The 25,311-nt window shown below is 67.0% G+C and carries 15 protein-coding genes; 9 read left to right on the top strand and 6 right to left on the bottom strand.

Annotated elements, in window-relative coordinates; all coding sequences use genetic code 11:
* Positions 1-45: 45 nt before the first annotated feature.
* The 3 genes from KSS90_RS14545 to KSS90_RS14555 form a co-directional block, all read right to left on the bottom strand.
* Entirely contained in the window at positions 46-10,998 is a 10,953-nt protein-coding gene (locus KSS90_RS14545) for a non-ribosomal peptide synthetase (RefSeq protein ID WP_217866117.1), read from the bottom strand.
* Positions 10,995-14,399, bottom strand: a complete 3,405-nt coding sequence (locus KSS90_RS14550) for a non-ribosomal peptide synthetase (protein WP_217866118.1) — start codon at positions 14,397-14,399, stop codon at positions 10,995-10,997. Before KSS90_RS14550 ends, KSS90_RS14545 begins: the two co-directional genes overlap by 4 nt.
* 136 nt (positions 14,400-14,535) lie before the next feature.
* On the bottom strand, positions 14,536-15,519 hold the full coding sequence (locus tag KSS90_RS14555) for a TauD/TfdA family dioxygenase (RefSeq protein ID WP_217866119.1): 984 nt from the start codon (positions 15,517-15,519) through the stop codon (positions 14,536-14,538).
* A gap of 247 nt (positions 15,520-15,766) precedes the next feature.
* On the opposite strand from KSS90_RS14555, the gene KSS90_RS14560 reads away from it, so the two are divergent.
* From KSS90_RS14560 to KSS90_RS14600, 9 genes are all read left to right on the top strand, one after another.
* Positions 15,767-16,954 carry a PepSY-associated TM helix domain-containing protein gene (locus tag KSS90_RS14560; protein WP_217866120.1) on the top strand — a complete coding sequence of 396 codons (1,188 nt, stop codon included), beginning with the start codon at positions 15,767-15,769 and terminating at the stop codon, positions 16,952-16,954.
* 120 nt (positions 16,955-17,074) lie between these two features.
* Positions 17,075-18,259, top strand: coding sequence for a PepSY-associated TM helix domain-containing protein (locus KSS90_RS14565; protein ID WP_217866121.1), 1,185 nt, complete (start codon positions 17,075-17,077; stop codon positions 18,257-18,259).
* Positions 18,256-18,792, top strand: coding sequence for a PA2404 family protein (locus KSS90_RS14570; protein WP_217866122.1), 537 nt, complete (start codon positions 18,256-18,258; stop codon positions 18,790-18,792). The genes KSS90_RS14565 and KSS90_RS14570 overlap by 4 nt, the downstream gene beginning before the upstream one ends.
* Positions 18,789-19,106 carry a hypothetical protein gene (locus KSS90_RS14575; protein WP_028692195.1) on the top strand — a complete coding sequence of 106 codons (318 nt, stop codon included), beginning with the start codon at positions 18,789-18,791 and terminating at the stop codon, positions 19,104-19,106. Before KSS90_RS14570 ends, KSS90_RS14575 begins: the two co-directional genes overlap by 4 nt.
* Positions 19,103-19,672, top strand: coding sequence for a DUF6162 family protein (locus KSS90_RS14580; RefSeq protein WP_217866123.1), 570 nt, complete (start codon positions 19,103-19,105; stop codon positions 19,670-19,672). The genes KSS90_RS14575 and KSS90_RS14580 overlap by 4 nt, the downstream gene beginning before the upstream one ends.
* A 10-nt stretch (positions 19,673-19,682) precedes the next feature.
* On the top strand, positions 19,683-20,594 hold the full coding sequence (locus tag KSS90_RS14585; RefSeq protein ID WP_038706328.1) for a metal ABC transporter substrate-binding protein: 912 nt from the start codon (positions 19,683-19,685) through the stop codon (positions 20,592-20,594).
* Positions 20,591-21,337, top strand: a complete 747-nt coding sequence (locus KSS90_RS14590; protein WP_217866124.1) for a metal ABC transporter ATP-binding protein — start codon at positions 20,591-20,593, stop codon at positions 21,335-21,337. The genes KSS90_RS14585 and KSS90_RS14590 overlap by 4 nt, the downstream gene beginning before the upstream one ends.
* Positions 21,337-22,236: a metal ABC transporter permease gene (locus tag KSS90_RS14595; RefSeq protein WP_102685288.1), complete on the top strand. Its 900-nt coding sequence runs from the start codon at positions 21,337-21,339 to the stop codon at positions 22,234-22,236. Before KSS90_RS14590 ends, KSS90_RS14595 begins: the two co-directional genes overlap by 1 nt.
* Positions 22,233-23,102: a metal ABC transporter substrate-binding protein gene (locus KSS90_RS14600; RefSeq protein WP_217866125.1), complete on the top strand. Its 870-nt coding sequence runs from the start codon at positions 22,233-22,235 to the stop codon at positions 23,100-23,102. The genes KSS90_RS14595 and KSS90_RS14600 overlap by 4 nt, the downstream gene beginning before the upstream one ends.
* Before the next feature lie 42 nt (positions 23,103-23,144).
* On the opposite strand, the gene KSS90_RS14605 is transcribed toward KSS90_RS14600, so the two are convergent.
* From KSS90_RS14605 to KSS90_RS14615, 3 genes are all read right to left on the bottom strand, one after another.
* Positions 23,145-24,215, bottom strand: a complete 1,071-nt coding sequence (locus tag KSS90_RS14605) for a DUF1615 domain-containing protein (RefSeq protein ID WP_437180092.1) — start codon at positions 24,213-24,215, stop codon at positions 23,145-23,147.
* Between the two features lie 8 nt (positions 24,216-24,223).
* Positions 24,224-24,775: a hydrolase gene (locus KSS90_RS14610; protein ID WP_217866126.1), complete on the bottom strand. Its 552-nt coding sequence runs from the start codon at positions 24,773-24,775 to the stop codon at positions 24,224-24,226.
* 157 nt (positions 24,776-24,932) lie between these two features.
* The gene (locus KSS90_RS14615) at positions 24,933-25,310 is read right to left on the bottom strand and encodes a DUF1294 domain-containing protein (protein ID WP_217866127.1); all 378 of its coding nucleotides are present in this window, start codon (positions 25,308-25,310) and stop codon (positions 24,933-24,935) included.
* Position 25,311 lies beyond the last annotated feature (1 nt).

The following is a 25,311-nucleotide window of genomic DNA, read 5'->3' on the forward strand; positions in this document are numbered from 1 at the left end:
CGACTTTACGGAGTCGAGCAGCTCTTGCACTTTGAATGTCTCCCGCTAAGCGATCAGATTATCTATTTCCTGTGCAGTAAGACGTTTCAAGGCCTCCAAGGATTTAGTCAGCTCGTCATGGGCGTTGGCGACGTGCCCCTTCTTGCGCTCCACCACCTGGCTGAAGTCGCCCAGCGTGGCCTGTTCGAACAGCTCGTTGAGGCTCAGGTCGACGCCCAGTTGCTCGCGCACCCGGCCGATCACCTGGACGATCAGCAGCGAATGCCCGCCGAGGTCGAAGAAGTTGTCCTGCAGGCCCACCCGCTCGACCTGCAGCACCTCGGCCCAGATCGCCGCCAGCTTGCGCTCCAGCTCCGTGACCGGTGCCACGTGGGCTGCCTGCAGCTGGCTCGCGTCCGGCAGCGGCAGGGCCTTGCGGTCGAGCTTGCCGTTGGGGGTCTGCGGCATGCGCGCCAGGCCGACCAGATGGCTCGGCACCATGTAGTCCGGCAGGCCGGCCTTCAAGTGCGCACGCAGCTCGCCGCGCAGCGCTTCCACGCTTTGCTGCGCATCGTGCAGCACCAGGTAGGCCGCCAATTGCTTGCCGGCGGGGCCGTCGATATCGATCACCGCTGCCTCGCGGATCGCCGGATGCAGCAGCAGGCGTTCCTCGATTTCGCCCAGTTCGATACGGAAGCCACGGATCTTCACCTGATGGTCCAGGCGCCCGACGTACTCGATCACCCCGTCCTCGCGGTAGCGGGTCAGGTCGCCGGTGCGATACAGGCGCGCGCCCGGCTCGCTGGCGAACGGATCCGGCACGAAACGCTCGGCGGTCAAGCCCGGGCGGTTGTGGTAGCCCCGCGCCAGGCCGTCGCCGCCGATCAGCAACTCGCCGCGCGCGCCTTGCGGCAGCACGTCGAGCTCGTCGCTGACCACGTGCAGGCGGGTGTTGGCCAATGGCCGTCCCAGCCACACGTCATCGCTGTCGGTCAGGTAATGGCAGGCCGACCAGATGGTGGTCTCGGTCGGGCCATAGACGTTCCACACATGCCCGGCCTGGGCGATCAGGCGCTGGGCCAGCTCGGCGCTCAGCGCCTCGCCGCCGCACAGTACCTTCTTGCCGGCAAAGGCTCCGGGCGCCGCGGCGTCCAGCAGCATGCGCCAGGTCGACGGGGTGGCCTGAACGACGCTGACCGCCTGGGCCTGGATCACCGCCAGCAACGCCTGCGGGTCCTTGTTCACCTGTTCGCCCAGCAGCACCACGCAGGCACCGCGCAGCAACGGCAGGTACAGCTCGAGGCCGGCGATATCGAACGACAGCGAGGTCAGCGACAGCACCTTGTCATGAGCATCGATACCCGGCTGGCGCGCCATGCTGCAGAGGAAGTTGACCAGCGCGTCGTGGCGGATGGTCACGCCCTTGGGCTTGCCGGTGGAACCGGAGGTGTAGATCACATAGGCAAGGTTTTCCGGCTGTGCCAGCGGGCGCGGGTTGTCCTGGCTGTACTCGCCTGGCAGCGCCTGGTCGAGGCACAGGCTGCGCACCTGCGGCGGGATCGGCAGGCGTTGCACCAGGCTGGACTGAGTCAGCAGCAGGGCGATGCCGCTGTCCTCCATCATGTAGGCCAGGCGATCCTCGGGGAACTGCGGGTCCAGCGGCACGTAGGCGCCACCGGCCTTGAGCACCGCCAGCAGGCCGACGAGCATGTCCAGGCTGCGCTCCACCGCGATCCCCACCAGCACATCGGGGCCGACGCCCAGGCTGCGCAGGTGGTGGGCCAAGGCGTTGGCGCGCTGGTTCAGTTGCGCGTAGCTCAGCGACTGCTCGCCCAGCACTGCGGCGACGGCTTGCGGCGTGCGGGCAGCCTGAGCCTCGATCAGTTGCTGGACGGTCTGCCCGCGCGGGTAGTCGGCGGCGCTGTCGTTCCAGGCGTACAGGGTGCGCTCGCGCTCCTCGCGGCTCAGCAGCGGCAGTTCGGCGACGCGCTGCCCGGCGTCCTGGCAGATGCCCTGCAACAGGTTGCGCCAGTGCTCGGCCATGCGCGCCACGGTCGCCGGCTCGAACAGGCTGGTGGCGTAGGTCAGGGTCGCGCTCAGGCCGCCTTCGTGCTCGGCGGTGTCCAGGGTCAGGTCGAACTGTGCGGTTTGCTTGTCCGACACCAGCCCCTGCAGGCTGAGGCCCGCAAGTACGCGGGATTCACCCAGCACCTGGGTCTGGTGGTTGAACATCACCTGGAACAGCGGGCTGTGGCTCAGGCTGCGCTCGGGTTGCAGGGCTTCGACCAGTTGCTCGAACGGCAGCTCCTGGTGCGCCTGGGCGCCCAGGGCGGTGTGCTTGACCTGTTGCAGCAGTTCGTCGAAACGAATCTGCGGCTGGAAGCGCGCATCCAGCACCTGGGTGTTGACGAAGAAGCCGATCAGGCCTTCGGTCTCGGCCCGGGTGCGGTTGGCCACCGGCACGCCGACGCGGATGTCCGACTGGCCGCTGTGGCGATGCAGCAAGGCCTGGAACGAGGCCAGCAGGAGCATGAACAGGGTCACGTCATGCTGCCCGGCCAGCGTCTTGAGCTGGGCAACCAGGCTTGGCTCGAGGTCCACCGGCAGCCGCGCGCCCTCATACTGCTGCACCACAGGGCGCGGGCGATCGGTGGCCAGTTCGAGGATCGGCTGGGTGCTGCCCAGGCGTGCCTGCCAGTAATCGAGCTGACGCTGTTGCTCGCCAGCTTCCATCCAATGGCGCTGCCAGGCCGCGTAGTCGGCGTACTGGAAGGCCAGCGCCGGCAGTTGCAGGGCCTGGCCTTGCAGATGGCTTTCATAACCGCGCACCAGTTCATCGACCATGATCGGCATCGACCAGCCGTCGGCAACGATATGGTGCAGCACCAGTACCAGCACATGCTCGTCGGCGGCCAGGCGCAGCAAGCGGGCGCGCAGCAGCGGGCCGTGTTCCAGGTCGAACGGCTGGCGCACCTGGGTCTCGACCCAGGCCTGCACGCCGGCTTCGTCCAAGCCTGCCGTGGTGATGTCCAGCGGCGTTTCCAGCCGCGCATGCAGCACCTGCTCGGCACTGTCGCCCTGCTGGCGGAAGGTGGTACGCAGGGTTTCGTGACGGGCGATCAGCGCGGCGAAGCTGCTGCGCAGCGCCTCGATATCCAGCTCGCCCTGCAGGCGCAGGGCCGACGGGATGTTGTAGGCGGCACTGGCCGGCTCCAGCTGCCAGAGGAACCACTGGCGCTGCTGGGCGTAGGACAAGGCCAGCGGCTGGTTGCGGTCCACGACGCTGAACGCCGGCGCCTGGCTGGCCGCGCCTTGGCCGGCGGCCTGGGCGAAGGTTTGCAGGTCGGCGGATTCGAACAGGCTGCGCAGCGACACTTCCACATTCAGGCGCTGGCGGATCCGCGAAGTCACCTGGGTGGCCAGCAACGAGTGGCCGCCGAGCTCGAAGAAGTTGTCGTGCAGGCCCACCTGCTCGACCTTCAGCACCTCGGCCCAGATCGCCGCCAGTTGCTGCTCCAGTTCCGTGCGTGGCGCCACGTAGCCTTGTTGCAGCTGGCTGGCGTCCGGCTTCGGCAGGGCCTTGCGGTCCAGCTTGCCGTTGGCGGTCAATGGCCACTGCTCCAAGACCAGGAAGTGCGTCGGCACCATGTAGTCCGGCAGGTTGGCTTTGAGGTGCTGTTTCAGCGTATCGCGCAAGGTTGCGTGATCTACATTCGCGTCCTGGGCAATCAGGTAGGCGGCCAGTTGCTTGCCCCCTGCCCCGTCGATATCCAGCACCAGCACTTCACGCACGGTCGCATGCTCTTGCAGGCGTGCTTCGATCTCGCCCAGCTCGATACGGAAACCACGGATCTTCACCTGATGGTCGATCCGGCCCACGTACTCGATCACGCCCTGTTCGCGGTAACGCGCCAGGTCGCCAGTGCGGTACAGGCGCCCGCCTTCGCTGGAGAATGGATCCGGCACAAAGCGTTCGGCGGTCAGCGAGGCGCGGTTGTGGTAACCCCGCGCCAGGCCGGCGTGTCCGACATGCAGCTCGCCGGTGCAGCCCTTGGCCACCGGATTGAAATCGGCGTCCAGCACGTACATCGACAGGTCCGGAATCGCCGCACCGATCGGGCTGCCCGACTGCTGGGTATCAGCGAAGCGGATCGGCCGGTAGGTCACGTGGACCGTGGTCTCGGTGATGCCGTACATGTTGATCAGGTTGTCGCAGTCTTCACCGAAGCGCTCGAACCACGGCTGCAACGCGGCCACATCCAGGGCTTCGCCACCGAAGATCACGTAGCGCAGCGAGAGATCAGCAGTGCTGTCACAGGCCACGCGCATCAGCGGTTTGAACGCCGACGGGGTCTGGTTCAACACGGTCACGCCCTGCTCCACCAGCAACTGGTGGAAGTCTTCCGGCGAACGCGTGGTTTCACGCGGCACGATCACCAGGCGGCCACCGTGCAGCAGCGCACCGAAGATCTCCCATACCGAGAAGTCGAAGGCGTACGAGTGGAACAGCGTCCACACATCCTGCGGGCCGAAGCCAAACCAGGCGTCCGTCGCCTTGAACAGGCGCAGCAGGTTGTGGTGCGGCAGCAGCGTACCTTTCGGTTTGCCGGTCGAGCCCGAGGTGTAGATCACATAGGCCAGGTTGTCCGGCTGGGTCAGGTGCTCGGGGTTTTCGTCGCTGTAGCCGGCCAGATCATCTTCCAGTTTCAGACTACGCACATGCGCCGGTACCGGCAGGCCGGCCAGCAAATGGTCTTGCGTCAGCAGCAACTGAATGCCGCTGTCTTCCATCATGTAGCTCAGGCGATCCTGCGGGTATTCCGGGTCCAGCGGCACATAGGCGCCACCGGCCTTGAGGATCGCCAGCAGGCCGACGATCATCTCGAAACCACGCTCCACCGCGATACCCACCAGCACATCCGGCCCCACGCCCTGCGCACGCAGCTTGTGCGCCAGGCGGTTGGCGCGGCGGTTGAGCTGGTCATAGCTCAACGCCTGCCCGGCGAAGGTTACGGCGATCGCTTCAGGCGTGCGCGCCGCCTGCGCTTCGATCAGCTCCTGGGTACAAGCCATGCTTGGATAGCTGGCAACCACCTGCTGGTCTTCCACCGGCAGGCTGAGCGCACCCAGCGCACGCTGACCATCAGCCGCCAACTGCGCGAGCAGGTGCTGGAAGTGTCCCGCCAACTGGTCGATGGCCAGCTCGCTGAAGCACTGGCGATCGAAACTGAAGCTCGCCTCCAGGCGCTCGCCCACCTGCACCACCAGGGTCAACGGGTAGTTGGTCTGCTCTTGGTTCTGCACCTCGCCGAACTGCAGGCCTTGCGGCGCGCCCTGTTGCAGCGCCTCGGCGACCGGGTAGTTCTCGAACACCAGAATGTTGTCGAACAGCGCTTCGCCGCTCCAACCGGCCCAGCGCTGGATCTCGTACAGCGGTGTGTGCTCGTGCTCGCGCAGGGCCAGGTTCAACCCTTGCACGTGCTGCACCCAGTCGCCCACGGTCTGCTCGGGGCGCGGGCTGGCGACCACCGGCAAGGTGTTGATGAACAGCCCCAGCTGCTCCTCGACGCCCACCAGCTCCGCCGGGCGGCCGGCCACGGTGGCGCCGAAGGTCACGCTGGCCTGGCCGGTGTAGCGTTGCAACAGCAACAGCCACGCGGCCTGGACCAAGGTGTTGAGGGTGACCCGCTGTTCCCGGGCGAAGTCCGCCAATTGCTGGGTCTGCTGCGGCTCGAAGCGCAGCGCCAGGCTGCCATGGCCTCGCCCCTGGGTCGAGGACTTGAACGCCTGTACCAGTCGCGTTGGCTCGTCCAGCTCGGCCACCTGGGCGCGCCAGAAGGTTTCGCTGGCCTGCTGGTCCTGGCCCTGCAGCCACTGGATATAGTCGCGGTAGCGGCTGGTCCTGGCGCTCGGGGCGACGCCGCTGTAACGCTGCAGCACCTCGCCGAGCAGGCGCGAGCTGCTCCAGCCGTCCATCAGGATATGGTGGCTGGTGTAGATCAGGTGATGGCCGCCGTCAGCCGTGCGGATCAATGTCAGGCGCAGCAGCGGGCCGCTGGCCAGGTCGAAGCCGGCCTGGCGCTCGGCCTGGGCCACGGCGTCCGGATCCTGGGCCTGGTCGAGTTCGACAAACGGCACCTGCACCTGGCGCCGCACTACTTGCACGGGCAACGGCAGATCCTGCGGGAAGCAGCTGCGCAGCACTTCGTGATTGTCCACCACCGCCTGCCAGGCCGCGCGGAAGCGCGCCACGTCCAGGCCCCGCACATTCACGCGCAGTTGGTTGATGTAGTTGCCCGCCTCCTGCTCATAGAGGCTATGGAACAACATGCCCTGCTGCATCGGCGACAGCGGATAGAGGTCTTCGATGTCCCCCGCAGCCAGCGGCAGGCTGTCCAGTTGCGCCTGGGTCAGCTCGGCCAGCGGGAAGTCCGATGGCGTGACGCCCTGGTGCGGCGCCTGGGCGCAGTGTTCGATCAGCTCGGCCAGCACCTGCTCGTAACGGCGCGCCAGGGCCTCGATGGTCTCTGGATGGAACACCTCGCGGCTGAAGCTCCAGTCCAGCTCCAGCTCGCCCTGGTAGACCTGGCCGTTGATACCGAGCCAGTTGCCCAATGGGCTGTCCAGGTCCTGGGTGGTGCCGCTGCCCTCGCTGGCCGGGGTGAACAGGGCACCCTCGGCCTCGGCGAAGCTGCCGTCGAACTGGCCGAGGTAGTTGAAGGTGACCCGTGGCTGCGGCAATGCCGCCAGACGCTCACGCATGTCGGGCTCGCCAAGGTAGCGCAGCACACCATAGCCGATGCCTTTGTTCGGCACCGCACGCAGTTGTTCCTTGATCGCGCACAGCCCCGCGCCAAGCCCTTGGGCCGGCGTCAGGCGTACCGGGAACAGGCTGCTGAACCAGCCCAGGGTGCGGCTGAGGTCCAGCTCCGGGAACAGATCCTCGCGGCCATGGCCTTCGAGCTGGATCAGTACCGAATCCGCTCGGGCCCAGTCGCACAGTACCCGTGCCAGGGCCGCCAGCAGCAGGTCGTTGACCTGGGTACGGTAGGCGGCGGGTGCCACTTGCAGTAGTTTGCGGGTCAGCGTGGCGTCCAGGCGTGACGAGGCATGGGCGACATGACGATTGGTCTGGGCACCCGCCGGGTTATCGCGGGGCAACTCGCCGTCAGCGGTTTCGAGGCCGTGCAGCCAGTGGTCGGCCTCGGCCAGCAGCTCCGGGCTGCGGGCATAGGCGCCAAGGCGCTCGGCCCAGGCCTTGAGCGAGCTGCTCTTGGCTGCCAGTGTCACGGCCTTGCCGGCGGCCAGGGCCGTGTAGGCCAGTTGCAGGTCTTCCAGCAGTACCCGCCAGGACACGCCGTCGACCACCAGGTGGTGGATCACCAGCAGCAAGCGCTGCTGGCCTTCGGGTAGTTCTACCAGCAGCGCCCGCAGCAGCGGTCCCTGGGCCAGGTCGAGGCTGCGCTGGGCCTGCTCGGCCAACGCCGGCAGCTCGGCCAGGTCGCTCAGTTGACGAACCCAGAGGATATCGTCGGCCTTGGCAGGCTGGAATTCGGCCTGCCAGGCCTCGCCCTGGGTGAAGCGCAGGCGCAAGGCGTCGTGCTGAGCGACCAGCGCCTGCAATGCGCCTTGCAAGTGGTTAGCGCCAAGGGCCTGGGTCGGCTTGAGCAGCAGGGCCTGGTTCCAGTGCTGGCGCTCGGGGATAGCGGTTTCGAAGAAGCGTGCCTGGATCGGCAGCAATGGCATCAAGCCACTGACCTGCTCGGCCGCCACGGCCTTTTTCTCGATGCGCTTGGCCACCGCCGCCAGCTGGCCGATGGTCTGTTTCTCGAACAGCTGCTTGGGGCTGAGCTTGATGCCCTGGCGCTTGGCCCGGGCGATGATCTGCAGGCTGAGGATCGAGTCGCCGCCCAGCTCGAAGAAGTTGTCGGTGCTGCCGACCTGGTCGAGCTTGAGCACCTCGGCCCAGATGGCGGCCAGGGCCTGTTCGATCTCGCCGACCGGCGCGGTGTACTGGCGCCGGGCGACACCCGGTGCCGGCAGGGCGCGCTTGTCCAGCTTGCCGTTGGCAGTCAGCGGCAGGCGGTCCAGGACCAGGACCTGCGCCGGCACCATGTAGTCCGGCAGCATATCCTGCAGTTGCTGGCGCAAGGCTTCACCCTGCAGCCCCTGCCCTACGCACCAGCCGACCAGCTGCAGACGGCTTTCGTCGCCTTCCACCGGCTGCGCCAGGACCACCGCTTCGGCGACCCCGTCCAGCCCCCGCAGCACCCGCGCCACCTCGGCCGGCTCGACGCGATAACCGCGCACCTTGACCTGGTCGTCGGCGCGACCGATGAATTCCACTTGGCCCGAACGATTGCGCCGCACCCGGTCGCCGCTGCGGTACAGGCGCTGGCCAGGCCGCGTCGGGTCCGGCAGGAAGCGTTCGGCGGTCAGGCCTGGCTGGCCCAGGTAGCCCTGGGCCACGCTGGCGCCACCGATGTACAGCTCACCGGCGACCTGGTCGGCTACCGGGTTGAGCACATCGTCGAGCAGCAGCACATGGGCGCCCGGCAAGGGCTCGCCCACCGGCACGGCGCGGGCGCCCTCGGCGAGCGCGGCCACTTCATGGGTCAGCACGCCGACCGTGGTCTCGCTCGGGCCATAGTGGTTGATCAGGCGGCAGCCCGGCTTGAGCCGGCGTACCTGCTCCACCAGGGCTGGCGTGCAGGCCTCGCCACCGACGATCAGTGCATGCTGGGGCAGCACATCGGCGGGGTTCCCGGCTTGCAGCAACGCCGCCAGGTGCCCGGGGACGATCTTCAGCACGCCGACCTGGTGTTCGGCCACGTAGCGGGCGAAGGCGTCCGGATCGAAGCCCAGCGCCTCGGGCAATACATGCAGCAGGCGCCCGGCACACAGGGCACCGAACAGCACGGTGTGGCCGAGGTCGGCGGCGATGGTCGAGACCAGCGCCATGCTCGCCCCCGGCGCAGGCGCCAGGCGTTCGAGCAGGCCGGCGACATAGCTGGCCAGGGCGCCATGGCTGACCAGCACGCCCTTGGGCTGGCCGGTGGAGCCGGAGGTGTGGATCACGTAGGCCGGCGATTCGGCCCACAGCGTGATGGCCGGTGCGTTGGCCGGCAGGTCCTGCCATTGCTCGGGGTCATAGGCCAAGGGCAGGCGATCGGCGGCGGCCAGGCTGGCCAGTCGTGCATCGCCAGCGGCACACAGCAGCACCTTGGCTTGCGCGGCGTCGAGCATCTGCCGCAGGCGCGTTTCAGGCGCCTTGGTGTCCAGCGGCATGTACACGGCGCCAGCCTTGAGGATACCGAGCATGCAGGTCAGCCAGTCCAGCGAACGCTCCATCAGCACCGCAACCGGTTGGCCGCTGACCACACCCTGCTGTTGCAGGTGATGGGCCAGGCGGTTGGCGGCCTGGTCCAGAGCGGCGAAGCTCAGGCTGTGCCCAAGACTGCAAGCGGCAAGCGCCTCGGGCTGCCGATGTACCTGCTGCTGCCACTGCTCCAGCACCAGCGCCGGCACTTCACGCTGCGGCGCCTGCTCGCTGCGCAGCGGCGCGGCCAGGCGGTGCAGCGGCAGCTGCGGGGCGTCGAGCAGTTGACCCAGCAGCTCGATGAAGGCCGGGATGAAGGCTTCGACGGTCGAACGCTGATAGAGGTCGCTGGCGAAGGTCATCTCGCCATGGATCAGTTGGCCGTCGTCGGTGATGTCCAACGCCAGGTCGAAGTGGGTGCCGACCTTGTCCAGCGGGTACTCGGCGACACTCAGGCCCGGCAAGGCCAGCGAGCGCTGGCGCTGCATACCGACGTTCTGGTTGAACTTGACCTGGAACAGCGGGTTGTGACCGAGGTTGCGCTCCGGCACCAGTGCGTCAACCAGTTGCTCGAACGGCAGCTCCTGGTGCGCCTGGGCGCCGAGCACCGCTTCGCGCACCTGGGCCAGCAGGTCATCGAAGCTCAGCCGCTCGTCCACCTGGCAGCGCAGCACCTGGGTGTTGACGAAGAAGCCGATCAGCCCCTCGACCTCGGCACGGCCACGGTTGGCGTTGGGCACGCCGATGCGGATATCGCGTTGCCCGGCCTGGCGCGACAGGAACAGCGAGAAACCGGTCAGCACCAGCATGAACAGGGTCATGCCCTGGGCGCGGGCGTAGCCGCCCAGGCGTCGGGACAGCTCGACGCCGAAGTCGAAGACCAGGGTCTGGCCGTCGAAACTCTGGGTCAGTGGCCGCGGGTAGTCTGCGGCGACCTCGAGCAGCGGTTGCTCATCGCCCAACTGCTGGCGCCAGTAGTCGAGCTGGCGCGCGCCCTCGCCGGCCTCCAGCCAGCTGCGCTGCCAGATGGCGTAGTCGGCGTACTGCACCGCCAACGCCGGCAACTGCGGCGCCTGGCCCTGGGTGAACGCCTGGTAGCTGTGCACGAACTCCTTGACCATCACGTCCATCGACCAGCCGTCGGAGACGATGTGGTGCATGCATACCAGCAGCACATAGTCCTCGGCCGCCAGCCGGTACAGGGTGGCGCGCAGCAGCGGGCCGTGCAGCAGGTCGAACGGCTGGTGACTGGCCTCGCGCACCCGCGTGGCCAGCTCGGCCTCACGCTGGTCGCTGGCGATGGCAGTGAGGTCGACCTGTTCCAGGGGCACGGCCAGATGATCGAGGATCACCTGGCGCGGCTGTTCACCCTCGACCTGGAACACCGTGCGCAGCGCCTCGTGGCGCATCGCCAGGTAGTCGAATGAGCGCTGCAGCGCCGACACATCGAGCCGACCGTTCAGGCGCAGGCCAGCAGCCATGTTGTAGGCCGCGCTGTGCGGCTCCAGCTGCCAGAGAAACAGCAGGCGCTGTTGGGCGAAGGACAAGGGGATGCTGGCGAAGTCGTGCCGCGACTCGACCACCGGCAACAGGCTGAAGTCCTTGCCGTCGTCATGCAGCTTGGCGAGAAACTGCCGGCGCTGCTCCAGGGGCAGGCTGACGAACCGTTTCGCAATGCGTACCGCCATGTTGCCACTCATGCCTCAACCCCTTCCAAGGAACCCAGGAACGCGTCCATATCCGACCAGTCGTCATCCGTATCGCCGCCCTGCAGCCGGGCCAGCTCGGCGGCCAGGTCACCCAGCGCCGGTTGTTCGAACAGGCTGCGCAATGGCAGCACCAGGCCCAGCTGATCCTTGATCCGCGCCAGCACCTGGGCGGCCAGCAACGAGTGCCCGCCGAGTTCGAAGAAGTGATCGTCCAGGCCGACCTTCGGCACGTTCAGCACCTGCATCCAGATCTGCGCCAGTTGTTGCTCGACGGCGCTCTGCGGCGCCCGGTACTCGGCCTGCAAAGCACTCGGGTCCGGCGCCGGCAGGGCCTTGCGGTCGAGCTTGCCGCTGGGTGTGAGGGGCAGGCGTGGCAACAGCAGCAGGTGGCCGGGCACCATGTACTCGGGCAGGCGCGCCTTGAGCAGGCTGCGTATCTGCTGGCGCAAGCGCGCCTGTTCGGCGGCATCCTGCTCGGCGGCGTCAGGCACCACATAGGCCACCAGTTGCAGGCCACCGGCCATCGGCAGGGCCAGCACCACTGCCTCGCGAACCCCTGGGCACTGTTGCAGGCGCGCCTCGATCTCGCCGAGCTCGATGCGGAAACCGCGCACCTTGACCTGGTGATCGACGCGACCGATGTATTCGATGGCGCCATCGGCGCCCAGGCGCGCGCGGTCACCGGTGCGGTACAGGCGTTCGCCCTGGGCGAACGGATCGGCGACGAAACGCTGGGCAGTCAGTGATGGCTGGCCGTGGTAGCCACGGGCCAGGCCCGGGCCGCCGATGTACAGCTCGCCCACCGCGCCCTGGGGCAGCAGTTCGAGGTCATCGTCGAGGATGTACAGGCGGCGCTGCGCCAGGCCCTGGCCAATGGGGATGCCACGCCAGGACACTGCCTCATGGCCAAGCCCGGTGCAGTCGTGAATGGTCGAGACCACCGTGGCCTCGGTCGGACCATAGGTGTTGAGCAGGCGCACATGGCCGAGCCCGGCCAGTTGCCACAGGCGCAGCCCGTCCACCGCCATCGCCTCGCCGCCGACGTGGATCTGGCGCAGCGCGCCGTAGCTGGCCGGCGGACGCGCGGCGAAGTCCTGCACCAGCCAGTACCAGTAGGCGGCCGGCAGGTCGGCGAGGGTCACACCGTGCTCTATCAGCACTTCGTGCAGCGCGGCGCTGTCCCACAGGCGGGTATCGCGCAGCACCACGCAGGCGCCATGGCACAGCGGCGGGAAGAACTGCTCGACGAAACCATCGAAGCTGCTGGTAGCAAACTGCAGCACCCGATCGCCTTCGCGCAGGTCGCTGTAGTCGATGGCGCGGGCGATGAACTCGCTCAGGGCGCCGTGGCTGATCGCCACGCCCTTGGGCCGGCCGGTGGAGCCGGAGGTGTAGATCACATAGGCCAGGTTGTCGGGCACGACGGTCAGCGGCAGGTCACTGGCCGGCTCGTCCGCCAGTGGCAGCTGGTCCAGGCACAGGCAGCGCACTGCCTCCCGCGCCGGCAGGCCGGGCAACTGCGCGGAGGTGGTCAACAGCCATTGCAGGCCGCTGTCCTCGAGCACATGGCCCAGGCGCTCGGATGGGGCCTGCAGGTCCAGTGGCACATAGGCGCCACCAGCCTTGAGCACGGCCAGCAGGGCCACGGCGAGGTCCAGCGAACGATCCAGGGCCACGCCGACCAGGCTGTCGGGGCCAACGCCCTGGCGGCGCAGGTAATGGGCCAGGCGATTGCTCCGGGCGTTGAGCTCGGCATAGCGCATCGACGGCGCCTCGGCGCCATTGGCCAGGATCAGCGCCAGCGCCTCGCCGCTGCGCGCGGCCTGGGTTTCGAACAGGCGCTGCACCGGCTCCCACGGCGCCACATCGGCCACCGGGCACAGCAACGCCTGGCGCTCGGCCTCGGCCAGCATCGGCAGCTCGCCCAGGCGCTGGCGCGGATCGTTGCACACCGCGCGCAGCAGGTTGCGCCAGTGCCCGGCCAGCGCACTGATGGTGGCTTCATCGAAGATATCGGTGGCATAGGTGAAGGCGGCGAACACCTGCTCGCCCTCCTCCCGGGTATCGAGCATCAGGTCGCTGGTGGCGGCATGCTGGCGGCGGCTGCCGGCCAGTTGCTCGGCACTCAGGTAGCCCACGCGCAGGCCGCAGTCCAGGCGCACGTCCTTGAGGTCGGTGACCAGCGGCTGGTGGTTGAACATCACCTGGAACAGCGGCGTGTGGCTCTGGCTGCGCTGGGGCTGCAAGGCTTCGATCAGCGCGTCGAACGGCAGGTCCTGGTGCGCCTGGGCGCCGACCGAGGCCTGGTGCAGGCTACGCAGCAGGTCGCTGAACGGCGTCTGCGCACTGAACTGGCTGCGCAGCACCTGGGTGTTGACGAAGAAACCGACCAGCCCCTCGGTTTCACTGCGGTTGCGATTGGCGATCAGGCCGCCGACGCGGATGTCGGCCTGCCCGCTGTAGCGGTGCAGCAAGGTCTTGAACACCGCCAACAGCACCGTGGACAGGGTCACGCCGTGCTGCTGGGCCAGTTGCTTGAGATCTTCGCGCAGACCACTGTCCAGCACCAGTTCCAGGCGCTCGCCCAGATGACTGGGCTGGGCCGGATAAGGACGGTCGGTCGGCAGCTCCAGCAACGGATGCTCGTCGCCCAGCTGTTCGCGCCAGTAGTCCAGCTGGCGCTCGCGCTCACCGGCCTCCAGCCAGCTGCGCTGCCACAGTGCGTAGTCGCGGTAATGCACCTTGATTTCCGCCAGCGCAGGCTCGCGCCCCGCCACCAGAGCGTCGTAGCTGCGCATGAATTCGTCGATCAGGACGTTCATCGACCAGCCGTCGGCGATGATGTGATGCAGGGTCAGCAGCAGCACATGCTCCTGGGGCGCCAGACGCAGCAGGGCAATGCCGAACAGCGGCCCACGCTCAAGATCGAAGGCCTGGGTGGCCTGGGCCGCCATTTGCTGGTGGGCGCGCTCCCAGCGCGTGGCCTCGGGCAGGTCGGCCAGGTCGAACAGTTGGATGCCTACCTGCGTTGGCTCGGCCACCCGCTGCACGGCGCGCTCGCCGTCCTGGGCGAAGGTGGTGCGCAGGCATTCGTGGCGAGCGACCAGCACGGTGAAGGCCTGCTCCAGCGCCTGCACTTGCAGCTCGCCTTCCAGACGCACGGCCATCGGCAGGTTGTAGGCGGCGCTTTGCGGCTCCAGCTGCCAGAGGAACCACATGCGCTGCTGGGCGTAGGACAGGCCGTCGCGCTCGCTCAGGCCAACACAGGACGACATGGGCAACTGCGCGAAATCGATACCCTCGCGTCGCATCCCTTCAAGGAACAAGCGACGCTTGTCCTGGGGCAACTCGATGAAACGGCGGGAAAGTTTCTGGGCGTCTGCGGCATTCATGTGTGGGGTCCTTGCTGATCGGCGGCGCGACCGGATGGTCCGGGCGCATCAACAAGAACGAATGGGCGGGGGGATGATTTAGCGGGTATCGAGCCTGAAAAGCCTGGGGCTGCGCGGCAGCCCCAGCCTCGACAGGTCAGGCCTGGTCCAGCGAGTGCCCCTCGGCCATCGCCACGATCACCTTGCGCGGGCCCTCGAACGGCGCGCGGGCATGGGCGGCAAGCATGTTGTCGAGCATCATCACGTCGCCTTCCTGCCAGAGGAAGCTGATCTTGCAGTCCTCGAGCACCGCACGGATCTCGTCGAGCACTTCATCCTCGATGGGCGAACCATCACCGTAGTAGACGTTACGCGGCAGGTCTTCCTCGTCGACGATGTCCAGCAGGCTTTCCCGCACCTCGGGCGGCAGGTTGGAAATATGGAACAGGTGCGCCTGGTTGAACCAGACCTTGTCGCCCGTGACCGGGTGCTCGGCCACCGCCTGGCATACCTGGCGGGTGCGCAGCTCACCGTCATCCTTCCATTCACAGGTGATGCCGTGGGCCTTGCAGTAGGCTTCCACCTCCTGCGGGTCCTCGGTATTGAATACATCCTCCCACGACACATCCAGGCCGTTGCCGAAGTTGCGCACGTACATCAGGCCCTTGCTGACGAAACGCTCGCGAATATGCGCCGGCACCTTGCGGTAAACCTCGCGACTGTCGGCAATCGGCGTCTGCCCACCGGATTTCGCGGCGATCATGCTGTAGAACCAGATTTTCATCGGCCAGTCGCGGGAGTAGGCCTGCTCGTTGTGCAACGGAATGTGCTGGTGCGCCGGGTACTCGGTGGAGGTGTAGACCCCCTGGGTGACGTTGGTGCGCGGCGTCGAGCCAAACTCATAGTTGAGCAGCGGATGGCCGAAACTGGCGGCGAACTGACGGAACTGCTCGGCGCCCTGCAGGCGGAAACCGCGGAACAGGATGCCGCCATCGCGCAGCAGGTGCTCGTCCACCAGCGCCTTGAGCTCATCGAACACGTCCAGCAGGCTGGTGTCGTCGTCACCTGCCTCCACCAACAATGGCAAACGTCCCTGCTCCGGCAATAGCGGACGCACTGTAAATCCCACAGCAACACCCATGACGGGCCTCCTGTACACACCTAAGGAAAAGGGAGCGACGGCCCAGGGGCACGCTCGCATCCGGTGATAGGGGGACGTTTCGGGAAGCAGGCAAATTAGTCCCTGCGCAGGAACCCGCAGCAACCGGCAGGGCAACCTGGAAACACTTGCTTGCAATTGATCCATCAGGTTTTGCCCTGCTCATGCGTCTCTTTCTGATACGGCCGGGCAGTCCGCCCCTGAATTCGCCATTGACACTGCGTACCCCATGTCGAAAAAGTCCCGCTCGAAAATCTGGTTCCTCGTGCATAGCTGGCTGGCGCTGCCCATCTGGTTCTTCGTGCTTATCGTCTGCGTCACCGGCACCCTGGCGGTGATCAGCAAAGAGATCGTCTGGCTGGCCAACCCGGAAACCCGCGCCAATCCGCCTTCGGATGACGCCCGGCGGTTGTCCTATGACGAGCTGCTGGTGGCCATGCAACGCGACGAGCCCGGTATCGCCGTGGCCAGCCTGATGACCCTGAGCGAGTCGCACTTCGCCATGCTGTCGGATGTCACCTACCCTGACGGCCGTACGCTGAGGGTCTACGTCAACCCCTACACCGGGCATATCCAGGGCGTCCCTCCGCAGTTCAACTTCGAGGAGTTCACCCGCGCCCTGCACGGCTGGTGGTTGGTGCCGCACACCAATGGCTACAGCTGGGGCTGGTACCTGGTGTCACTGCTCGGGCTGCCGATGCTGGCTTCGCTGATCACCGGGCTGGTGATCTACAAACGTTTCTGGAAGGGCTTTTTCAAGCCGACCCTGCGCTTCAACCAGGGCGCGCGGATCTTCTGGGGCGATTTCCACCGCCTGAGCGGCATCTGGTCGATCTGGTTCATCGCGGTGATCTCCATCACCGGCACCTGGTTCCTAATCAAGGCCCTGCTCGCCGACAACCATATCGCCATCTCCAGCCAGCCCATCGTGCCAGTGGTGGCACGGGAGACGGTGCCGCTGACCGCCGACGGCAGCCCGACGCCGATGATCAGCCCGGACGAGGCCGTCAGGATCACCCAGCGCGAAATCCCGGGCTTCACCGTCGACTACGTCGGTTTCCCCAGCAACGCCTATGCCCATCTGAGCATCGGCGGCATGAGTTGGTATCCACTGGTGTACCAGAAAGCCGAGATCAACCCCTATACCGGCAAGATGGAGGCCAGCCGCCTGCTGGGCGATCGCAAGGCGGTTGAAATCGTCACCGAGTCCATGCGCCCGTTGCACACCGGCGAGTTCGCCGGCCTGACCACCAAGCTGATCTGGTTCTTCTTCGGCCTGCTGCTGAGCATGATGGTGCTCAGCGGCCTGCTGATCTGGAGCAAACGTACCGCACTGGCTACCGCCAACGCCCTGAAGCGCAGCAAGAAGCAGGCGCGCACGGGGAAGGTGTCGGTTGCATCGGAGGCCACCCCCTAATCTTGAAACATTTTCTTTCATTTGCGCTGGCAGCTTTCTGATTCTCATTCGTCCTTACTTATGCAGCCCTCCCGGTTGAGCACAGACTCGACCGTTTTTTTATATGCAGAAGACCGACCGATGGCCCGACAATCGAGAAAGAAATCCACTTCCAAGCTGTGGTTCCTGGTCCACAGCTGGCTTGCCCTGCCGATCTGGTTCTTCGTCCTGATCGTCTGCTTCACCGGCATGCTCGCGGTGGTCAGCCAGGAAATCGTCTGGCTGGCCAATGCCGATGTGCGCGCCAGCAAGCCCGACGACGACAGCCAGCGCCTGAGCTACCAGCAGGTGCTCGACGCCATGCACAAGGCCGAACCGGACCTGGCGGTGCGTTTCTTCAGCCAGCCGGACGGTTCGCACTTCGCCCTGCAGGCCTCGGTGACCCGCGCCGACGGCACCAACGCGCTGCTCTACGTCAACCCGTACAGCGGGGCCATCCAGGGGCAGCGCCCAGACTTCGACTTCGAGGCCTTCACCCGCGCCCTGCACGGCTGGTGGCTGGTGCCCTTCACCAACGGCTACAGCTGGGGCTGGTACCTGGTGTCGCTGCTCGGGTTGCCGATGCTCGCCTCGCTGGTCACTGGGCTGGTGGTATACAAGAAGTTCTGGCGCGGCTTCTTCAAGCCCGTGCGCACCGGCCATGGCCGGCGGATCTTCTGGGGCGACCTGCACCGCCTGGCCGGGGTGTGGTCGATCTGGTTCATCGCAGTGATCTCCATCACCGGCACCTGGTTCCTGATCCAGGCGATCCTCGGCGACAACCACGTGACCATTTCCAGCGAGCCCGTCACCCCGGTGATCGCCCGCCAGCAAGTCCCGCAAACCCCCGATGGCAGCCCGGCACCCCGCATCGACCTGGACGAGGCGGCGCGCATCGCCACCCAGTCGGTCCCGGGCCTGGACGTCAGCTTCATCTCGCTGCCCGCCACCGCCTACAGCCACTACAGCATGGGCGGCCGCGGCTGGTACCCGCTGATGTTCCAGACCGCCGAGGTCAACCCCTACACGCGCAACGTCGACGCCCAGTTCCTGCTCGGCGACCGCTCGGCCCTGGAGTTCGTCACCGAATCCATGCGCCCGCTGCACACCGGTGACTTCGGTGGCCTGGCGATCAAGCTGATCTGGTTCTTCTTCGGCCTGGTGCTGACCCTGATGGTATTCAGCGGCCTGCTGATCTGGACCAAACGCACCGCCCAGGCCACCCGCGCTACCCTCAAGCGCGGCAAACGCCCGGCGCGCCCAATCACCCTGGAGGCCCACTCTTGAGCCAGACCGACACCCTGCCGCCCAGCGGCCTGAAGCAGCTGTGGCTGAAATGGCGCTTCCACCTGAACATCCTGCTGATCCTCGTGCCGCTGGGCTTCATGCCCAAGTATTTCGCCGACGCCAGCCTGTTCCGCGGCGACAGCGGCCTGGGCGCCAACATCATCCAGGGCGTCCAGGTCGGGCGCTGGACTTTGGACCTGGCCGAACTGCGCGACGAAGCCCCGCGCGCCGAGGGCCCGGCCGGCTACTTCAAGGCTTTCAATGCCGCCTGCGGTAACTGCAACGACGGCGCCAAGGCCATCTACCTGCGGGTGGGCAAGCCGCGCAGCCTGCGCGCCGCCGGCACGATCTTCTTCGGCGCGCCGGCGCGCATGGGCACCTCGCTGCCGATCCCGCCACGCACCCGCCCCGACGCCGACATCTGGATCACCATCGAAGGCTGGGACGGCAAGATGTACCAGGCCTCGGTGCCGCTGGCCAAGGCATCCCCCGCCACCGCGGCCTGGCTTGAAAAACAAGGAGGCAACAAATGAAACAGCTGATGCGCAGGCTGGCCCTGCCCCTCTTGGCCCTGGCCGCCACCCCGGCGCTGGCGCACAACCCCATGTGCGAATGCACCGAGCATGGCGAGCAGATCACCTGCAAGGGCGGTTTCTCCGACGGCAGCGGCGCACCGGGGGTGACCCTGGACGTGATCGGCTACGACGAACAGGTGCTGGTGGCGAGCAAGCTCGGCGACGATTCGACCCTGACCTTCAAGCGCCCCGACGGCGAGTTCTACGTGCTGTTCGACGCCGGCCCCGGCCACGTGGTGGAAGTCGACCACGCCGACATTGGTGCGCCATGAGCCGCGCCCAGTTGGTGCGCCCGGCCGGCGCCGGGCACGAGACGCTCTACGTGCTGCTGGCCGCCGTGCTGATCGTGGTGCTGGCCGCAAGCGTGGTGGCCGTGCGCGGCGAACGCGAGGATGAACAGGCCATCGCCGCCCACCAGCTCGATGCCCGCCGCGACCTCAATGCCGCCGAACAGGGCATCCACACCGACCTGTGGGTGGCCGTCGAGGAGATCCGCGCACTGCGCGAGGACAATGGCGTCGCCCCGGATGCCCAGGCCCTGGCCGACGAGGGGCTGCCCCCCTTCGTCAGCGACGCCAGCAGCCAGAGCCGCGGCAGCCACCAGTGGTCGTTGCTGGCCAACGGCGCCTACCTGGGACGCAGCCAGGACGCCCAGGTGGCTGGCAGCTTCCTGGTGATCCTGCCCGTCGCCAGCGATGCCCAGCCGGATGTCTGGCTGCGCCGCGACAGCACCGCCCTGCCGCCGGACGCGCTGGACAGCGATGCGCTGATCGCCGCCGGCTGGCAGCAGATCGTCACCCACTACGACGCCGGGGTCACCCGCCAACACCGTCACTAAGGACCTGCCCATGCTCCGCTTCGCCCGCCGCACCCTGGCGCTGCTCCTGGCCTGCGCCCTGCCCGCCCTGGCCCTCGCCGACAACGGCAAGCCCCTGCGCATCGGCATCACCCTGCACCCCTACTACAGCTACGTGAGCAACATCGTCGGCGACAAGGCCGAAGTGGTGCCGCTGATCCCGGCCGGCTTCAACCCGCATGCCTACGAGCCGCGCGCCGAGGACATCAAGCGCATCGGCAGCCTCGACGTGATCGTGCTCAACGGCGTCGGCCACGACGACTTCGCCGACCGCATGATCGCCGCCAGCGAAAAGCCCGATATCAGAACCATCGAGTCCAACGCCAACGTGCCGCTGCTGGCGGCCACCGGCATCGCCGCCCGCGGCGCTGGCAAGGTGGTCAACCCGCACACCTTCCTGTCGATCAGCGCCACCATCGCCCAGGTCAACAACATCGCCCGCGAACTGGGCAAGCTCGACCCGGACAACGCCAAGTTCTACACGCAGAATGCCCGTGCCTATGCCAAGCGCCTGCGTGGCTTGCGTGCCGAGGCCCTGGCCAAGGTCACCCAGGCGCCGGACGCGACCTTCCGCGTGGCCACCATCCACGCCGCCTACGACTACCTGGTGCGCGACTTCGGCCTGGAGGTCACCGCCGTGGTGGAGCCTGCCCATGGCATCGAGCCGAGCCCGGCACAGCTGAAGAAGACCATCGACCAGCTCAAGGCGCTGGACGTGAAGGTGATCTTCTCGGAGATGGACTTCCCCTCGGCCTATGTCGACACCATCCACCGCGAGTCCGGCGTGCGCATCTACCCGCTCACGCACATTTCCTACGGCGACTACACCAAGGAGAAGTACGAGGTGGAGATGAAGCGCAACCTCGACACCGTGGTCCAGGCCATCCAGGAAAACCGCACATGACCGCCGCCGCCAACCTTACCGCCGCGTCCGGGCCACGCATCGAGTTCGACGGCATCGACCTCACCCTCGGCCGCACGCGCATCCTCGAGAACGTGCGTTTCAGTGTCGCCCCGGGCAGCGTGCATGCCATCGTCGGCCCCAATGGCGGCGGCAAGAGCTCGTTGATCAAGACCCTGCTCGGGCAGATGCCGCACCAGGGCCAGCTGACCCTGCACTGGCCCGCCGAGCGCGAGGTGATCGGCTACGTGCCCCAGGCCCTGGAGTTCGACCGCGGCCTGCCGATGACCGTGGACGACTTCATGGCCGCCATGTGCCAGCGCCGCCCGGCGTTCCTCGGCCTGTCGCGGCGCGTGCGCCCGCAAATCGACGCGGCGCTGCAACGGGTGGGCATGCTCGACAAGCGCAAGCGGCGCATGGGCGCCCTCTCCGGTGGTGAGCGCCAGCGCGTGCTGCTGGCCCAGGGGCTGATCCCCGAACCGCAGTTGCTGGTGCTGGACGAACCGATGTCGGCCCTCGACGAGGCTGGCATCCAGGTGTTCGAGCAACTGCTGCACGGCTGGCGCCAGGCCGGCACCACCGTGCTGTGGATCGAGCACGACCTCGAAGCGGTGCTGCGCCTGGCCGACCGCGTCACCGGGCTGAGCCGCCAGGTGCTGTTCGACGCCCCGCCGGCCCAGGCCTTGACTCCCGAGCGCCTGCTCGGGCTGTTCTCCGTTCACCCGCGCAGCGAGAGCCTTGCCTGATGAGTTTCGAAACCTTGCGCCAGCTGGTCCAGGACTGGGCCACGGCTGGCTATCTGCCGGAGGCACTGGCCTACGGCTTCGTGGTCAACGCCCTGCTGGCGGGCCTGATGATCGGCCCGGTGCTCGGCGGCCTGGGCACCCTGGTGGTGGTCAAGCGCTTTGCCTTCTTCTCCGAGGCGGTCGGCCATGCGGCGCTCACCGGGGTGGCCATCGGCATCCTGCTCGGCGAGCCCTACACCGGCCCGTACGGCAGCCTGTTCGGCTATTGCCTGCTGTTCGGCATCCTGCTCAACTTCCTGCGCAACCGCACCGGCCTGTCGCCGGACACCCTGATCGGCGTGTTCCTCTCGGTGTCGCTGGCCCTGGGCGCGAGCCTGTTGCTGATGCTGGCCGGCAAGATCAACGTACACATCCTCGAGAACGTGCTGTTCGGCTCGGTGCTCACCGTCAGCGCCCACGACCTGCTGGTGCTGGGCATCGTCGCGGTGCTGGTGCTGGCCCTGGCCCTGCCGTTGTACAACCGCATCATGCTGGCCAGTTTCAACCCGCAACTGGCGGCGGTGCGCGGGGTGGCGGTGAAGACCCTCGACTACCTGTTCGTGGTGCTGGTGACCCTGGTCACCGTGGCCTCGGTCAAGGTGATCGGCGCGATCCTGGTCGGCGCCCTGCTGGTGATCCCGGCGGCGGCGGCGCGGCTGGTCAGCCAGTCGCTCAAGGGCTTCTTCTTCGTCTCGGTGATCATCGCCACCCTGAGCACGTTGCTCGGCATCCTGCTGCCGATCGTCTTCGACCTGCCGGTGCCCTCGGGCGCGGCGATCATCCTGGTCGCCGGGATCTGCTTCGCCCTCGCCGCCCTGGCCCGCGCCCTCGTCCCACGCCTGCAAGGAAACCCGGCATGACCCTGAACAAACTGCCCCTGGTCCTGGCTCTGAGCGGCCTGCCGCTACTGGCCAATGCCACCGAAGTGCTGACCACCCTGCCGGTGACCCACAGCCTGGCCAGCGCCTTGCTCGACGGCACCTCGGTGCAGCTCAAGCGCGCCGCGCCGGCAAACCTGCCGGCCAGCCGCCAACCTTCGTATTTCAGTGGCCGTGGCGGCGCCAGCCTGCACAAGGTGGCGCAACAGGCCGACGCGGTGATCGGCGTGCGCTCGATCTGGCGCGACGACCCGCTCTACCCCATGGCCCGGCGCAGCAACATCCGCATCGTCGAGATCGACGCCGCGCGCCCGGTGGACGGCGCCCTGCCCGGTATCGCGGTCAAGGGCGACGAAGCCTTCGCCGCCTACCCCTGGCTCAACCCGACCAACCTGGGGCGCATGGCCGACGTGGTGGCCAATGACCTCGAGCGCCTCTCGCCAGCGGACAAAGCGAAGATCCAGGCCAACCTGGCCGGCATCAAGCGGCAGATGCTGGAACTGACCGCCAACAGCCAGACGCGCCTGGCCGAGGTCGACAACCTGACCGTGGTCAGCCTGTCCGAACGCCTGGGCTACCTGGCCAGCGGGCTGAACCTGGACGTGGTCGAGCAGGCGCTGCCGGCCGACGACAAGTGGGACGAGGCGGCGCTCAAGGCGCTGGGGGACAACCTCAAGGCCCAGGACGTGGCGTTGGTGCTGCACCATCGCCAGCCGGATGCCAAGGTGGCTGAAACAATCGCTGGCTCGGGCGCCAAGCTGCTGGTGCTAGAGAGCGACGCCGACGATACCGTGGCCGGGCTCAAGGCCAGTGTCGAACAGGTGGTCAAGGCGCTCGGCGACAGCTGAAGCTTTTGCAGGAGCGGCGCTGCCGCTCCTGCATGAACCACGTCAACGCTTCATGCAACGCTGATAACGCTCATCCACCCTGCCGGCAAACCAGGCCGTAGTCAGCTTGCGGGTAATTTTCGGGCTCTTCAGCTCGATCCCCGGCAGCACCGCCCTTGGCAAGGGCTTGCCGGCCTTTGCTTCGGCCAGGGCGAAGACCTTGCGGTAAAGCTCGGTCTCCTCCAGCGCCAGGTCGTTCTCTTTCTCCAACTGCGCCCTGATCTGCGGATTGCGCAGCCCCAGCTTCGCCCCCAGCTTGCGCGCCGCCTGCTCGGTGGTGCCGGGCATGATCGCGCCGGGGGCGATCAGGTCGCCGTCGAGCGCCAGCGGCGCCCCACTGGCCCGGCTCAGCGCCGCCTGGAACGCGGCGTTGCGGCTGGCGTACCAACCGGCGTTGAAGTCGGCGAAGCGATACAGCTGGCGCTGGTAATGGGTGGGGTAGCCCAGCAGATGGGCTATACCGAAGTACATCCCGCCACGGCGGCTGAACACCTCCTGGCGAATGCTGCCCGGATGGTCGTAGGGATAGCCCTTGGCGTGCTGCTCGGCGAAATCCACGCTGACCTGCATCGGCCCGCCGGTGCGTACCGGATTCAGCCCACCCAGCAGCGAACGCCCCAGCGGCAGGCCGCCGATCACCTCGTCGTACAGGGCGCTGAGTTGCTTTTCACTGCGCACGGCGAGCAGCCGTTGCTGGTAGGTCTTGCCGTTGGCCGAAGGCGTGCTCAGGGCGCCGTCGACCAGCAGCCGGGGCACATGCAGCCGCGCCGCCCTACGGTCGATCTCTTCCCGGGCGATGCGCCCCAGGTTTGGCACTTGAGGGTCGGCATTGAAGGTGGACTCCTGCTCGGTCACTGCCAGCACGGCGCACAGGTTGCTCTTGCTCGGGCTGATGCCCTGGGCCTGGAACGCCACCTGAATATCCTCGGCCCAGCCCTGACGGTCCTTGACCTGGGCCGGTAGCAGGCGCATGAGCTGGGCGCGGACCTTGGCCGGGTCGGCCTCCGGCGCCTCATCGCGGCGCCCGGCGCAGCCCTGCAGCAGGCCCAGCCCCAGCAGCCCGAAGGCCAACAGCCGCCCGTTCAGGGTTGCTCCCCCACCAGGTAGGTCTTGCTGATCTGGCGGAACAGCGGATGGCTGGAACTGCCCAGCAATTCGAACAGCACCATCTCGCGGGTGACCACCTGCGCCCCGGCATCGCGCATGCGCGCCAGGCCCGCCGCCTTGCTGGCCGGGGTGCGGCTGTCGCAGGCATCCTCGACCACGAACACCTGCTTGCCCAAGGCCAGCAGGCCAAGCACGGTCTGCAGCACGCAGACATGGGTTTCCATGCCACAGACGATGACCTGCTCGCGCGCCATCAGGCTGGGCGGCAGGCATTCGGCAGCGACACAGGAGAAATGCATTTTCTCGACAATCTCGGCGGCTGGCGCCGCGGCCTTGAGGCCGGCCAGCGTGTGGCCCAGACCCTTGGGGTACTGCTCGGAGATCACGGTGGGCAACTCGAGTTCGGCGGTTGCCGCCAGCAGCCAGCGGGCGCGGGCCACGGTGCCCTCGGGATCGCTCATGGCGCCGATGAGCTTTTCCTGGATATCGACGACCAGCAGCGTGGCCTTGCGAGGATCGATCAGCATTGTCAGCCTCATGCCTGGGAAAAGGCTAGCCTTGCCCAGGCGCGGGATGGAGTCAATCAGAGCAGCGCCTGGGAACGTTGCCGATCATGATTCCGGCCCAGGAGCCGCCCGTACCTTCGCGACTTCAAAGCCAAATCCAACACGACAACGAGAACATTCAGCTCAAACCACCCCAACGCCCCGCCAGGAACAGATAGTCAACCCAGAAAAGCTGGTGCGCCAAGACGATCCCCCAACACACCACCTGGTAGGAAACCTTGCGGGTCTTGTGCCGAAACAACTGCTGAGCCAGCAAAGCCCCCGGCCAGCCCCCCAGCAGCTCGCTGGCATGCAACACCTTTTCCGGCGTGCGCCTGGCCTCGCTCCGCGCCTGCTGTTTGTCCTGCCAGTACAACAACAGGCTGACCAGGCTCACCAGCGGATACATCGCCAGTGGCAACCAATTCCCGCCGCTCAACCCCATTCTCAGGCCACCGAGCACCGGCAACAGGCACAGCACCACCAGCACCAACGCTTTCAGGCGTGCATTGCGCATG

Source organism: Pseudomonas maumuensis, assembly GCF_019139675.1.
GTDB classification, from domain to species: Bacteria; Pseudomonadota; Gammaproteobacteria; order Pseudomonadales; family Pseudomonadaceae; genus Aquipseudomonas; species Aquipseudomonas maumuensis.